Here is a 12,535-nt window from a genome sequence, read left to right as displayed (position 1 = left end):
GGCCCCTGTTGCAGACTCGCGAGGGAGACGGACGATGCGGAAACTCAAGCGATCGCTGATCGTCATTCCGATCTTGTCGTGGTCGATGGCGGCCTTCGGACAGACTATTCCATTGTCCCGGGACTATATGACGGAGCGCTGGGCGGACGATCGCCAGTGCCGGGCCGGCTTCATCTTCTTTTCAGGCGGCATGCTCTATTCGGAGCTGGACGGACGGACCGCCAAATGGTCGCTCGAGATAGATCCCAAGCGTTCGGACTTTGGCTGGGTCACCCTCACCCACACGGAGGGTAAGGCGCTGAGGATGCGCGTCGGCACGGTCAATCCGAAAACGGCGCTGTTGACGAATCATGCGGGAATATTGTCGGGCCTCTATCGCTGCCCGTTCGAGCTGCGGCCTATCGCGCGTGACGGCAGCCGCGACGCTTTGATCGGCCGATGGGCCCGAACCATCGCGTGCGACGACGTCATGCAGTTCGAGCCCCGGCGCGTGGTCTCCGAAGCCGGGGGAAGCGGGACATGGTCATATGCTTCGGGCCGCCTGAACCTCAGCTACGGGAAAGCGGCGCAGAAGCTTCGGGTATATTGGCTCGATCGCAATCACATCGGCATGACCGACGGCCAAGGTGCCGTGTCGGGCTATCGGCGTTGCCCGGGGCGATAGTCAAACTCCTTGGTGGAACCGACGTCCAAATAGCTACCGCCCGTTCCCAAGCAGAAAATTCTCGCTTTCCGCACCACGCATGTAAGATCCAGGAATAATCCGCTTGAATCCGGCCTGCCTAGTTTCAAGGGTAGATCTGTGGTTGCTATTATAAATGTTAAAGGTGCCATTTTCGGGTGAACGCATTTGACCATATATTTTCCTATTTGGGGATCACTAAACCCCACGCCGGCGCTGCAATTCAAAGGAGAACCGTCGGCCAATGGGTCTTGTGCATTCGCTGCGACGGGGACTGCGAGCGATAGTGTGGCAACGGTCGGGAGCAGGCGTCCAGCGGCGAATATGGCACGAGCAATATCCCTCATGGCGAAATCCTCTCTTGCGTGTTCCCAGATGATCGCGGCGCGAAAGGCGATTTTCCTCATATCCCCTTCAGGATTTCGCCGGTGCGCCGCATTGCCTGCTCAAAGCGATTGTTGCAGCGAAGCGCGGTAGCCGCGAGCCCCTTCTGATCTGTCCGGGCAATCGATTCCGTCGCCGCCTGTACCCGGCGCTTGAGCTGCGTATCGTCGGAGTAGCGCGAGGTCATCACGCCCATGAAATAGGGGACGGAGTCCTTCATCTGCCGGGCAATGTCGCTGAATACCTTGGATTTCTTGGTCTCCGGGTCGTTTGCGAAATCGTCAGCGAACCACGACGCCACCAGCATGCAGCGCACATCCTCATCAATCTGTGCCTGCGTGGCAGTCGTCGCTTGGGGCATTGCCATCGATGCTAGCAGTAGCAACTGGCCGATTGGGATCATGATCATTCGCTCGATCCTCTTCCTGCTTCGATACGCGTGTGCGCCCCACGAAGGAAAGGCGCCTCGCCCGGTGGCGCCAGGCTTAGTCGATGAACACGAACCCTTGGCCGGTGCAGTACCCCAGGTCGCAGAACACTTCGGCGACGCCGTCGAGGCCGCTCTTCGCCGCGCGCTCGCGCAGGCCCTTCAGAAGATTTTCCTCGGACGAGAATATGTCGGACCGGTTCGAGCTCACGATACCGACGCGCGCGATCGGTCGCGCGGGGACATTTCCCTGAAAGACGAGCACGATCTTATCCGGCGCACGCGAGACGCGCGTATAGGCCATGGTGGGCGTGAACTTGGAGTGGGTGCTGAAAAGGGAGATCGTCGAACATGACGCAAGGAAGGACATCGCGAATATCGCCGCCCATCTGCTTGCGAACGCAGGCCGCGCCGGCAGAACATGATTGCATGAGATGAGAGCTTCCATCCTGCTCCCCACCACCGGCTTCGAACCTCTTCGCCTGGATTTAGGGTCTGATCCCGGTCCCCGTCGATGACAGCTCGCGTCAATTTTGGAGGACAGATTCGCTCAAGATTGCTCGATGCTGCGGGTCTGCTTCGCGCCCTCATTCCGGTCGTTCAGTGTGCCGCCGGCTGACCTCGAAAGCTGACGTTCGTTCAGGCTCGGAGCGTGCGTCCGGTATTGGGTGGAAAGCGGTCGTTTGTTTGCGTATCGCTTCGCAGTGCTTTCGTCCCAAGTTATCGACCTAGCCCGGATACTCGGCATGGACTCCGTGGTTCGGTTCCGTGAGCGGTTTGAATGCGCCTACATCGCAGATAAAGACGTGCTCAAACTCTATCACCCTCGATCAGCTCGTCGGCTTGGCGGGCAACCCAAAGACCGCGTCCTTACGGGCAGCATCGGGATTGTTCTCCGATCCGAACTTTCTAACGAGGGCACTCGCGCGTGGCTCGTTCGACCAGCGTCGCTAAGCATGTGTGACCTAATGAACCTTCCAACGATCATGGCTTGCTCCGCGCTGCCGGAGAGCGGTGACATAAGCCCCGAGTTCGCTTCAACCCTTCGGAAATTGATGGGTATGCTGCCGAACACAATCACTGACATAAAGCAGAGTTTCGGAGATGATTTTCTGGAACGAACTCCACTCGACCGCATCCCAGTGATGGCACAATTCCTTCGGACCAAGGGATAGGGTTCAACGACAACGATCGTCCGCAACGGGGTCGTTTGCCGCCGGACAGCTTTCGGCGCGGCGTCCTCACCCTGGAACGGCTGAAATTGGGTGGTTAGCTGCCGTTTTGTCAGCGACTGTAACCGACGATCCGTAGGCTTTCGTCCGATCGCTGGATCGGAAAAAGACCACAGGAGGCGAGACGCGCTTCCAACTGGGCGAGGTTCTGCGGGATCTCCCGATCGGGGACGTTAGAGGGTCGCGACAGGCGTGCCACTGCCGGGATCTCCAGCCACTCGATTGCCCTGAACTCGACCGGACCAAACTCGATCGTGTCGATATAGGGATCCAGATCCTGCTGGGCCACACGAAAATCGAGAACACCGTCCGATATCTCGGCGTCGACATCGAGGATGCGCTGATCCTCGCTGAAAGGACGGAAATCTGACCCTTGGAGCGGCCCATCGAGACCACAGGTGGGCCGCTTTGACGCCGGACTGCTATGCGCCCTAATTGCGGACGTTCAGACTGCCCGCTGACGATCCCGCAAGCCGCCGTTCGCTCAGTCCGCGATCAACCGTCTTTAGACACCAGCATACTCGTCGCAGCGGTGCCAATTCGGCCAGATCCATTCTTTTGGCGCGTTCGCGCCGCGCCGTGAGGGCGACCGTTCGCTATGCGTTAGCAGCTGGGCACTTTTGCAGTGCCTAGCTTCCCCCATGAAAAGGAAAGCCGTCGGCGAAATCGCCGATGGCCTCCACAACATAAACTGGATCCTTACTGAATCGGCCTTGTATCCGGAATTACGCGGGCCTGAGCTGAGCCGCTAGCGATTTGGGTTCGAAAAGATGTTCCACTGAACGTGTAATTTCGAGCGGGTGGAGAGCCATACGCAGTCACACTGCTTAGCACCGTTACCACCCCGCCAAATGCAACTGCAACTTGGTCAACAAATCCAAAACTCCCGTTGTCGCCAAAAATCGTCAGCAAGGCATAGGTGTAGCAGATATTGGAAATCAGGGGATCGCCGTTAAAGTTATAGATTTCCGATGGATTGGTCGAGATGGTCGTACTTCTGTCAGTCGGGTAGCGATCAAGGAAGCGACTGCTGCTTGCCGACCCCAGAATATATGTCGATAGGGAGGATGTTCTGTTGCCAGAAGAGGTTACTCGGCTTACGTTCCCTCCCATGGCATCGATATATACACCTCCATTACCTTCAAAATCTCCACCATAGATATTGATATTGTCACAGTTACTGAGACTAAAGGCGGCGATATCAGGATTTTGCGCTACACATCCCCAGAAGTTCAACCCCCAAGCTTTATCAACGAGCAGGTCCACCCAGGACGCTCCGCGGAAATTCATCGTGGTCCACACGATCTGGCCGGGGCCATAGTCATCGCCTTCGATGCGGATACGCGCGCAATGCACATCTTCAACGACAATTTGAGATCCACTGCCACTGAACTGGATGTGCGTATTGTCAGCAGGCCCCCCGTAGAACTGCATGTCACGCAAAACGATCCGATAAGCGTCCTTGAGATAGAGTGCGCGAGTGCCATAGCCGGGTGTCGTCATCGCGGTTAGGTCGAACTGAAAACCGTCCACCCGAACCCCGGACACATTCTGTCCATCGACAGCAGATTCGATTGATAGAATGCTCGTAGCATCGGGGCGACCCTTCAGGACGGCAAAATGCCCTTTGAGCCGCAAGCCATTCATACCGCCATTGTTCGCTGAAGCGGCGTTCACGACCTTGAGGTTGTCAACGCTATAGATTCCGCGAGGAAACACCAGTTCCAGCCCGGTTTGATTCAAATCTGACGGCGCGCCGCTGGCAAAGGTGACAGTTTCGATCGCGTTTTGGCAGGCAGTCGTGTCATCATTCGAACCGTCGCCAATCGCGCCGAAGTCTTTGACGGTAATCCCGTCCCAGACCTTGTCGCCAAGGGATCGGATGATCGAGGCGGGCAGGCCCGCGTGCTGTGCCTTAACGGACTTGCCGTCTTGTCGCACCCAAGCACCGTTCGAGAGCGGTTCACTGTCTGCTTTTACGACATTCACATCGTCCGCCTGGCCCGTGAAATCACCCAGGCTCCAGAAGAACACACCATCAGCGATTGTCGTATCCTGAACGAGGAAGGTCGTGCCCTCCGTCACTGGTGACGCCTTGAGGTCGGCAAGCGTGAAGTAGGTGTTGTTTGTGGACATATCTCATCTCCAAGTAGCCCGACTCGCGGCCAGGCCATCGAAGCGGTGGCATCTGAAATCCGACATGTATCCAACAATGTTCTAAGTTTGTTCCGAAGCGACCTCGCGCTAGTTCCGGATATCCTGTTTACGCTGAGGCTATGTCCGCTTCGATCGAGGCTGCCCGAATCCGCCTGAACCTGCCTGGCCGCTCACGGCCTAAGGGCCGCCGGGCAGGTGTGGCACAACCTGCCTGTCGGCAATGCGCCCCAATAGCGGTCGTTTAGACCAGGGGCTGGAAATCCCGAAAGCCGTCGTTCGTTCAGCTAGCGTCGAAACGCCCGCTATTGGATAGGAAACGGTCGCCTGAATGGCAGTTTATTGGCATCTCTTATTCGCGAAACGAAGCGTGGCCACAGCTCCTGCCACCAAAATCGCCGCTTGGACGGCATCAGCGCCCTGCCAACCTGCGCGTACCCAGAGTGCCCGCGCGATACTAAAGCTACGGTCGGAATACGAACGCGAACAGATAACCCCTTCCTGCGATTGTGCACGGAATATAGGCAATTCCAACGCGTTCAAAATCCGCGTTCTCTCTGTCCATGGAGGCTTTGCCCGCTTGATCTCAGCACCGCGATAGGAGTGGCAGGGACGACGGCAATGGGATTGCAACAGTCGTTCGATCTCAAGCTCGCTGCGCCGGCTGCTACGCGCCCTCGTTATGGTCGCTCAGCTCCCGCTTGAGCGGTTCCCGAAGCTGCCGTTCGTTAGACTGCTTGGTGCAACACGGCTGTCGCGAAACTGACATCGCTACGTCCTAGGCACGCCGTGTCTTTCAGCTGGTCGGCAGGGTCATGCTCACTCCACGCCCCTTGGATCGATGGCTCATTGAAGAAGTGCTGCCGCACGAGGCGCGCTATCTCGCAGTGGCGCGACGCCTGACCCGGACGCCGGAGGAGGCCGCGGACCTGGTGCAGGACGCGCTCGTCAAGCTCATGGCGGTCGACGGCTGGGCGGCGATCGCCAATCCGAGCGCCTATGTCATCCGCTCGATCCAGAATCTCGCCATAGAGCGCATCCGCCGCGCTCGGATCATCGAGTTCCAGCAACTAGCTGAGATCGACACGGTCAACCTGCGCGACGAGGATCCGGATCCGTTCCGGGTGGCTGCCGGCCGCGATCAGGTCGAGCGGCTATCCCAGGCGCTCCACGCCCTCCCGGAACGCTGCCGCACCGTGTTCGTCTGCCGCCGTGTCCGCGAACAGGCGCCGCGTGATATCGCTCGCGACCTTGGCATCAGTATATCGACATTCGAGAAGCGGCTGGCGCGAGCGCTCTATCTTCTGACGCGCGCGGTCGAGCCCGGTGATACAGCATGGGACGAAGCCGATGGCGATCAGGATAATCACGATCGCGTAAGCGCCTGAAAGCATTTCTGCCAGATTAGGGCACCGATTTTGGTGGTGCAGACCGGTCCAATCGTCTTGAATTCTAGGACTATTGGAAACACGGCTATCGGTATGGATGAAGGGGGACGCTCTTCCAGCGAACGACGCGATGCCATCGCCAGGGAGGCGGCAGGCTGGTTCGCGAGCTGGCAGGCGGGCACAATCGACGAGCAGGCATTCGAACGCTGGCGCGCGTTCGATCCCGCGCATGCGCTCGCCTATGCGCGGGTAATGGCGGTCTGGGAAGCGATGGGGCGCAACGAAGGAGCGGCCGAGACCACTTCCGTTACGCGTCGCCGCTTGGTGGGAGCCAGCGTGGCCGGCGCTGCGCTGCTCGCGGCCGGCTCCGGCCTCTTCGCGTCTCGTGCCTATGCTTGGGAAAGCGCTTCCACCGGAGTCGGGGAGACGCGCAAGCTGCGACTGCCCGACAACAGCATGATCGCGCTCAATACCGACACAGCGCTCTATTGGCGCTTTTCCACCACGAAGCGCGAGCTTTGGCTGGAACGCGGCGAAGTGGCCCTCGATCTTGAGCCGGGCCCGGATGCACGGCTGCGTACTAGGCATGACGGTGCGGCGCTGACGGGCGGCCGCTTCAACGCGCGGCTGCAGGACGATGCGCTCGACCTGATCGTGTTCCGCGGCGGCGCGTTCCCAGCGGATTCGGCACTCAATCCGGCGGCCTTGCAGGCCAAGCCTCACCACCGTCTTTCCTTCGCGGGCGGCGTGCCGGTGATAAAGCCGGTATCGAGCAATGCGGCGGAAGCGGTCCTCGCCTGGCAAAGTGGGGATATCGTGTTCTTCGACACGCCGTTGTCGGAGGCGATCGCGGAATATAATCGCTATCTGCTGCGGAAGATCGTGATCGATGATCGCTCGGTCGGCGCCGTTCGCGTTGGCGGACGGTTTGTGTCGTCCGATCCTGCGGATTTCCTTAAGGCGATATCGACCAGCCTTGGCGTGCGCGTGCAGGAAACCGCCACTGGCTACCATCTCGACAAATAAATTTTCGCGGAATTTGGAGGTGCCACGGACCCCGCTCGTCTGAGCAATTGGGGGCGCGGACAAAAGCGCCTGAGACAAAAAGGGGCAAAGGTTCCGTTATGGCAGGTCTATTGGGTCGCCCGCAGCTTGCTGCGGCGCTGTTGTCTTCGTGCGTCTTCGTTTCGGCACCGGCAGCCGCCGCCGATCGTTCGTTCGACATTCCCGCACAACCCCTGTCGAGCGCTCTGACCATATGGGCCCGTCAGGCGAATGTGCAGGTGTTCTTTCCGAGTATGGCGATCCGCGGCCGGCGCTCGCCTGCACTCAAGGGGGCGATGTCGCGCCAGGAGGCGCTCGCGCGGCTGATCTCCGGCAGCGGCCTGCGCGTCGCCAGCGACGACGGTCGCACGGTGGTGCTCGCTGGGCAGGTCGCCGCGTCGCAGCAAGTTTCGAAGGGCACGATCACCGGCCAGGTGCTCGATCCCGCCACCGGGGAATATCTGCGCGACGCGATCGTGGAGCTGGTCGCCGAGGACGGGGGCCGGCGCACCGTCACTTCCGGCCAAAGCGGCGAATATCGACTGGTCGACGTGCCCGCGGGCACGGCCGAAATCGTGGTGCGTTACACCGGTTATGCGCCGCAGCGCGCTAGCCTCCGGATTGCGGGCGGGCAGACCATGCGGCAGGACTTCGCGCTTGGTCATGGCATCGAGGCGGACGCCCCGGCCGATACCGAGATCGTGGTCGTCGGCGTCCTCGAGGGCGACGCGCGCGCGATCATGAACCAGCGCCAGTCGATGGACATCAAGAACAGCCTGTCGGCCGAATCCTATGGCGACATCGCCGACGGCAATCCGGGCGAGTTCATCAAGTTCATGCCCGGCGTCGACACCGACGCCGGCGGCGATGGCGACGGCACGGTGCGCAACATTCAGCTCCGCGGACTTCCGGCCGCCTATACCGGCGTGACGCTCAACGGCGTGAGCCTCGCGGGCGTCGATGCCAGCGCCGGCGCGGACGGCTCGCGCGGCTTCAGCTTCGAGCAGCTCTCGCTGAGCGCGATCGATTCGATCGAGATCTCCAAGACGATCAGCGCCGACGTGGACGCCAATGCGCCGGCGGGCACAATCAACATCAAGACCAAGCGCGCGTTCGATCGCAAGGGCCGCCGCATCACCGCGCAGATCAGCGCCAGCACCCATGCGGACATGTGGGACGATGCCGACCGGACCGGCCCGGGCGACGGCGGCTATGGCGGCAAGCGCTTTCTTCCCAACTGGCAGTTCGAATATTCGGACTCGTTCTTCGGCCGGCGCCTGGGCGTGGTGGCCGCGGTGAGCCAGTCGACCCTCTATGTCGAAAAGGAGCAGACCACTCTGGGGCGCAGCTATGTGCCCACAGCGATCAGCCCCGATCCGATCGCCATCTCGTCGATCGAGACCCAGCACGAAACGCGCGAGATCAAGCGGCTTTCCGTATCGCTCAACCTCGATTTCAAGGCGACCGACAGCCTGGTCCTGTCCCTGGCAGGCATCTACAACGAGTCGGACACCTGGGCCGGCAGCACCGCCTATACTTTCACCACTGGCGCACGCACGCGCGGTGTCACCGGCGATCCCCTCTACGATATCACCACGCAGCAGGCGGCAACGGCCAACACGCTCTCGGTCCAGAACACGCTCAACTACAAGACCGGCGGCGGCAAGACGATCGTCCCGAGCTTCACCTGGGAAAAGGGGCGCGTCTCGCTCGACGGCAATCTCTATTACTCGGACTCGATCAGCACCTATGATCCGCAGGGCGAGGCGGATTCGGCCTATACGACCAGCGCGATCACGGCCCGCGGCAACTTCTCGGCACAGCGCGAGCCCGGCAATTCTCACGGGCAGGCGTGGCAGATCCAGCAGTTGAGCGGCGGCGACTGGGGCGATGCGGCGAGCTGGACCGCGCCCGCCACCTTCGTCCTCAGGACCAACAACGGCCCCTATGCCAAGCGCACCGAAAAGGGCGCGGCGTTCAACCTGGCCTTCCAGATCGATGCCGGCTCGGTGCCGATCACCTTCAAGTCCGGGTTCAAGATTCGGGAGTCGGACTGGTTGTACCGGGATACCACCGATCTCGCCCGGTTCCGCTATGTGGGCAGCCTGCCCGCCAGCCAGTTGCTGCAGCAGCTCGAAAGCACGAAGCAGGTGTCGTTCGCCGACACCGGCATCAACATCCGCACGCTGAACGGCGGCACGAGTCTGTACACGCCGGACACGTACAGGATGCTCGATCTCTATCGCGAGCATCCAGAATATTGGACTGCGACTTCGGCGACGACGCCAACCGAATGGTACAATATCCATGTCGGCAACAATCGGGACTTCGGCGAGAAGACCACGGCACTCTATTCGATGGCCACCGCGGAGCTGACGCACAGGCTGAAGCTGCGCGCGGGGCTCCGCTGGGAGCAGACGCAGACGACGGCGCTCGAGGCCGATCCGCTCTCGCCCGAGGAAGTAACGGCGGCCGGCTTCCCCGTGTCCGCGTCCACCGGCCGCGCAACCACCATCCCGGGGCTCGAATATCAATATCTGTCGCGCCCGCGCACCGAGCGCACGGGCAGCTACGACAATTTCTTCCCGAGCGCCTCATTCAAATATGAGTTCGGCCGTAGTACCCAGCTCCAGCTCGGCTACAGCCGCACGATCCGCCGGCCGGAAGTGGGAACGCTGACGGGCATCTGGTCGGTCGACGACATCAACATGATCGTGCGAGCGCCCAATCCCGGATTGAAGCCAGAGATTTCGGACAATTTCTCTGCCCGGCTCGCCCATTATTTCGAGCCGGTCGGCATGATCGCGATCAACTATTACCAGAACAAGGTGAAAGGCCTGTTCCAGACCATGGACCTGACGGCCCAGGAGTTCGGCTACACCGGCGAGGAATATGCCGGCTACACCTTCCGCACCACCACCACGGTGAGCGGGGAGGCGATCAACATCCGCGGCTGGGAGTTCGAGTTCAACCACGCGATGGACTATCTGCCATCACCGTTCGACGGACTCTCGATCCGCGGCTCGCTCAACATCAACGATCCCGACATCCCGATCGTGCGCGTCGCGGACAAGATGGGCTCGCTGTCGCTGTCCTATCGCAAAGGGCCGGTGCGGCTGTTCCTCAACACCGCCTGGACCGGCGAGAAATACCGCAGCACCACGCCTTCCTGGTACACGGAATATGTCGATATGAGCCTCTCTGGCAGCGTCCAGCTTGGACGCCGCGTGGAAACGTTCTTCTCGATCCGCAATCTCCTCAACAGGCCGAGCAACGTCATCGTCCCCGGCTCGCTTGCGACCGGCGGTGGCGGCGTCGATCACAGCGCGGTCTTCCATCACTATGGGCGCAGCGGGACCTTCGGCCTGCGCGCGCGCTTCTGATCCTCCCTGACGGAGAGTGATAATGAAGATGCCCGTGCTCGATCGCCGCAAGCTGCTGGCCGGTGCCGGCGGACTGGCGCTGTTCTCCGGCTTCGGCCACGTCGCCTGGGCCGCGCCCAAGTTCACTGCCTATCCCTTCTCGCTCGGAGTCGCCTCGGGCGATCCGCTGCCGGATGGTTTCGTGATCTGGACGCGGCTCGCTCCCAAGCCGCTGGAGGAACATGGCGGCATGCCGATGGCCGCCGTGGCGGTACGCTGGGAGGTGGCCGAGGACGAGCGCTTCGCGCGCATCGTTCAGTCGGGCGAGGCGGTAGCGCGGCCGGAGCTCGGGCATTCGGTCCATGTCGAGATCGGCGGGCTCAAGCCGCACCGGCCTTATTGGTATCGCTTCCTGGTGGAGAGCGCGCAGGCGAGCCCGGTCGGGCGGGCCCGCACCGCGCCGGCGGCGGGCGGCGCCGTCGATCGCGTCCGGCTCGCTGTCGCGGGCTGCCAAGCATATCCGCACGGCTGGTACGAGGCGTGGCGCCACTTGAGCCTCGAGGACGATCTCGACGCCGTCTTCCATTACGGGGATTATATCTACGAGACCGCAGGCCACCCGGCTCCCGAGCATCTGCTCATAAAGGACGCAGCAGGCAATGTCGTCGATCGCTCGCACTTCGGCGACGAGATCTACACGGTCGACGATTATCGACGCCGCTACGCCCAATATAAGAGCGACTCGCATCTTCAGGCCGCGCACGCCTCGGCCGCGTTCATCAGCTCTTTCGACGACCATGAGGTCGAGAACAACTGGGCGGGGATCTGGGATCAGAACGGCACGCCGCCCGAAGCCTTTCTGTTGCGCCGCCTCGCCGCAATGCAGGCATGGTATGAGAACATGCCCGTGCGCCGCGCGCAGATGCCGCAGCCCGGTGCCTTCGCCATGTACCGCCGGCTCGATTATGGTCGGCTGCTCCGCATGCACGTGCTCGACACGCGCAGCTATCGCACCGATCAGCTTTGCGCCAAGCTGAACCAGAAGGCGTGCCGTGCCGAGGTCGGGCCGGACACGACCATGCTTGGCCCAGCCCAGGAAGCCTGGCTCGGCGAGGGCCTGAGCAATTCGGCGCGTTGGAACCTCATCGCCCAGCAGGTTTTCGTCATGCCGCTCTACACGAAGGGTGCGAACGACGAGCGGCAGATGCGCCCGGGCGAGGACAGCTGGAGTGGCTATGCGGCGTCGCGCGCACGGCTGGTCAAGGCGATTACCGACCGCAAGCTAAGCAACGTCGTCATCGCCACTGGCGACGCGCACATCAACGCGATCGGCACCGTGCCGCTACGCGATCAGGAACCGAACGGACCGGCGGCCGCGACCGAGTTCCTCGCGACCTCGATCACTTCCGGTGGAGACGGCAGTCCCGGCGTGATCCCGCGGCATCGGGCCCTGCTCGATGCCAGCCCAAACGTGTCGCTGCTCAACAATCAGCGCGGATACCACACCTACGATCTCACGCCGAAGGAGTGGCGTACCGACGTGAAGGTGCTCGACCGCATCCAGAGCCCCGGCGGGACGCTGCGCACTCTGGCGCGCTTCGCCGTCATGCCCGACAGGGCTGAATTGCATCGAGCCTGACTGGATTATGGTAACGTACACCGCGGGCGCCTCTCTCAGTGGCGCTACAACACTTCCACTTTGGCACATCGATGCGGGCGGGGCGTCCGTCTATCAGCTATGGCAGCCTCATCTAGTGAAAGCTGACGGGCCGTAACCGGCCCCACATTCGGCCGGACCGGTTTCGGCGTTAGCTGCCCGTCAGGAATGCGCCCTCATTCCGATCGGTCAATCAGCGCCCGAT

General features: G+C 61.5%; 9 protein-coding genes and 1 pseudogene. 6 read left to right on the top strand and 4 right to left on the bottom strand.

Annotated features, from left to right (window positions below):
• Window positions 1–34 precede the first annotated feature (34 nt).
• Window positions 35–664: a hypothetical protein gene (locus OK349_RS17670; protein ID WP_265119223.1), complete on the top strand. Its 630-nt coding sequence runs from the start codon at window positions 35–37 to the stop codon at window positions 662–664.
• A gap of 421 nt (window positions 665–1,085) precedes the next feature.
• On the opposite strand, the gene OK349_RS17665 is transcribed toward OK349_RS17670, so the two are convergent.
• The 3 genes from OK349_RS17665 to OK349_RS17655 all read right to left on the bottom strand — a co-directional run bounded on the left by OK349_RS17665 (window position 1,086) and on the right by OK349_RS17655 (window position 3,014).
• Window positions 1,086–1,475 carry a hypothetical protein gene (locus tag OK349_RS17665; RefSeq protein WP_265119222.1) on the bottom strand — a complete coding sequence of 130 codons (390 nt, stop codon included), beginning with the start codon at window positions 1,473–1,475 and terminating at the stop codon, window positions 1,086–1,088.
• 76 nt (window positions 1,476–1,551) lie between these two features.
• Window positions 1,552–1,941, bottom strand: a complete 390-nt coding sequence (locus OK349_RS17660) for a hypothetical protein (protein WP_265119221.1) — start codon at window positions 1,939–1,941, stop codon at window positions 1,552–1,554.
• A gap of 836 nt (window positions 1,942–2,777) precedes the next feature.
• Window positions 2,778–3,014 (bottom strand): hypothetical protein, encoded by a 237-nt coding sequence (locus OK349_RS17655; RefSeq protein ID WP_265119220.1) that lies wholly within the window; start codon window positions 3,012–3,014, stop codon window positions 2,778–2,780.
• Here OK349_RS17655 and OK349_RS17650 point away from each other — a divergent pair.
• Window positions 2,994–3,095 (top strand): annotated as a pseudogene (locus tag OK349_RS17650) (integrase); the annotation flags it as partial. The gene OK349_RS17655 and the pseudogene OK349_RS17650 sit on opposite strands and share 21 nt — an antisense overlap.
• Window positions 3,096–3,424: 329 nt before the next feature.
• On the opposite strand, the gene OK349_RS17645 reads toward OK349_RS17650, so the two are convergent.
• Window positions 3,425–4,861, bottom strand: a complete 1,437-nt coding sequence (locus OK349_RS17645; protein WP_265119219.1) for a glycoside hydrolase family 55 protein — start codon at window positions 4,859–4,861, stop codon at window positions 3,425–3,427.
• 833 nt (window positions 4,862–5,694) lie between these two features.
• On the opposite strand from OK349_RS17645, the gene OK349_RS17640 reads away from it, so the two are divergent.
• From OK349_RS17640 to OK349_RS17625, 4 genes are all read left to right on the top strand, one after another.
• Window positions 5,695–6,267, top strand: coding sequence for an RNA polymerase sigma factor (locus OK349_RS17640; protein ID WP_265119218.1), 573 nt, complete (start codon window positions 5,695–5,697; stop codon window positions 6,265–6,267).
• Window positions 6,268–6,360: 93 nt separating this feature from the next.
• The gene (locus OK349_RS17635; RefSeq protein WP_265119217.1) at window positions 6,361–7,293 is read left to right on the top strand and encodes a FecR family protein; all 933 of its coding nucleotides are present in this window, start codon (window positions 6,361–6,363) and stop codon (window positions 7,291–7,293) included.
• Window positions 7,294–7,550: 257 nt separating this feature from the next.
• Window positions 7,551–10,694, top strand: a complete 3,144-nt coding sequence (locus OK349_RS17630) for a TonB-dependent receptor domain-containing protein (RefSeq protein ID WP_265119216.1) — start codon at window positions 7,551–7,553, stop codon at window positions 10,692–10,694.
• 22 nt (window positions 10,695–10,716) lie between these two features.
• Window positions 10,717–12,312, top strand: coding sequence for an alkaline phosphatase D family protein (locus OK349_RS17625; protein ID WP_265119215.1), 1,596 nt, complete (start codon window positions 10,717–10,719; stop codon window positions 12,310–12,312).
• Window positions 12,313–12,535 lie beyond the last annotated feature (223 nt).

The organism is Sphingomonas sp. BT-65 (assembly GCF_026107375.2).
Classification (GTDB): Bacteria; Pseudomonadota; Alphaproteobacteria; order Sphingomonadales; family Sphingomonadaceae; genus Sphingomonas.
This window is presented reverse-complemented; position numbering and strand designations above follow the sequence as displayed.

Bases quoted from the DNA above. Each gene is read 5' to 3' on its own strand.
- OK349_RS17660 (WP_265119221.1), bottom strand. From the start codon at position 1,941: ATGGAAGCTCTCATCTCATGCAATCATGTTCTGCCGGCGCGGCCTGCG.
- OK349_RS17665 (WP_265119222.1), bottom strand. From the start codon at position 1,475: ATGATCATGATCCCAATCGGCCAGTTGCTACTGCTAGCATCGATGGCA.
- OK349_RS17645 (WP_265119219.1), bottom strand. From the start codon at position 4,861: ATGTCCACAAACAACACCTACTTCACGCTTGCCGACCTCAAGGCGTCA.
- OK349_RS17635 (WP_265119217.1), top strand. From the start codon at position 6,361: ATGGATGAAGGGGGACGCTCTTCCAGCGAACGACGCGATGCCATCGCC.
- OK349_RS17670 (WP_265119223.1), top strand. From the start codon at position 35: ATGCGGAAACTCAAGCGATCGCTGATCGTCATTCCGATCTTGTCGTGG.
- OK349_RS17625 (WP_265119215.1), top strand. From the start codon at position 10,717: ATGAAGATGCCCGTGCTCGATCGCCGCAAGCTGCTGGCCGGTGCCGGC.
- OK349_RS17640 (WP_265119218.1), top strand. From the start codon at position 5,695: ATGCTCACTCCACGCCCCTTGGATCGATGGCTCATTGAAGAAGTGCTG.